Source organism: Pseudomonas sp. CM25 (assembly GCF_013179705.1).
In the GTDB taxonomy this organism is placed as follows: domain Bacteria; phylum Pseudomonadota; class Gammaproteobacteria; order Pseudomonadales; family Pseudomonadaceae; genus Aquipseudomonas.
The window spans coordinates 1-1,125 of record NZ_JABMCW010000662.1 but is presented as its reverse complement, the minus strand read 5'-3'; the positions used below and the strand labels follow the sequence as shown (position 1 = coordinate 1,125).

General features: G+C 65.6%; 2 protein-coding genes. One reads left to right on the top strand and one right to left on the bottom strand.

Features of this window, described 5'->3' with window-relative positions; translation table 11 throughout:
* The coding region (locus tag HP546_RS30485) for an alpha/beta fold hydrolase (RefSeq protein WP_172233670.1) at positions 1-702 on the top strand (702 nt) is incomplete at its 5' end.
* Here HP546_RS30485 and HP546_RS30480 read toward each other — a convergent pair.
* Positions 699-1,125 (bottom strand): DMT family transporter (locus HP546_RS30480; RefSeq protein WP_172233667.1); only part of this gene is annotated, 427 nt, incomplete at its 5' end. The genes HP546_RS30485 and HP546_RS30480 overlap by 4 nt on opposite strands.

Below are 1,125 nucleotides of genomic sequence, written 5' to 3'. Positions count from 1 at the left end.
ATCATCGAAGACATCTGCCAGCGCACAGGTGCCGACAAGGTCAACCTCATCGGCCACAGCCAGGGTGCCCTGGACGCGCGTTATGCGGCGGCCAAGCGGCCTGCTCGGGTAGCCTCGGTCACCTCGGTGGCGGGGCCCAACCACGGCTCCGAGCTGGCGGATCACCTTGAACGCACGGCACCGGGCGATTCACCCCAAGGGCGGATCCTCAAGGCCGTGTTGCATGGTCTTGCCGTACTGCTGGTGTGGCTGGAGACCGGTTGGCGCCGGGACCCGCTGCCGGTGGATGTGCATGCCTCGCACCAGTCGCTGACCAGCGCCGGGGTAGCACTGTTCAACCAGGCTTATCCACAGGGGCTGCCGCAGGCCTGGGGCGGGGAGGGGGCCTACGAGGTGAATGGCGTGCGCTATTACTCCTGGTCGGGCACCTTGCAGCCTGGCCTGACCGACCAGGGCCGCAACCGTTTTGACGGCAGCAACCGCTTCTGTCGCCTGTTCGCCCGCAGTTTCGTCAAGGAAAAAGGCCAGTGCGACGGCATGGTCGGGCGCTTCAGCTCGCACCTGGGGCAGGTGATCGGCGACGATTACCCGCTCGACCACCTGGACATCGTCAACCAGTCACTGGGCGCAGTGGGCAAAGGCGCCGAGCCAGTGCGGCTGTTTACCGAACATGCGGCTCGGCTCAAGGCTGCGGGGCTCTAGCGGCGAATCGGCGTGGTCCAGCGCTCGGCCAGCACCACCCCTGCCAGGGTCATCAGGCCGCCGGCCAGGTGGTAGCTGGCCAGTTGCTCGTCGAGTACCACTGCAGCGATCAGTGCAGTGACCAGCGGCAGCAGGTTGAAGAACAGCGTGGTGCGGCTTGGCCCCAGGCGGTGCACGGCCTGCATCCACAGCAGTGGCGCGATCATCGACGCCAGCACACAGGCGTACAGCACCAGACTGACGTTGCGGCTGTTCAGCCCGGTTTTGTCCGACAGCAGAAACAGCGGCAACAGCACGATGATCGCCACCAGCACTTGCAGGTACAGCAGCTGCAGCGGCGGTAGGCGCAGCTGCCATTTCTTCAGCAGGAAGCTGTATAACGCGTAGGCCAGGGTGGCCACCAGCATCAGCAGGTCGCCGCTG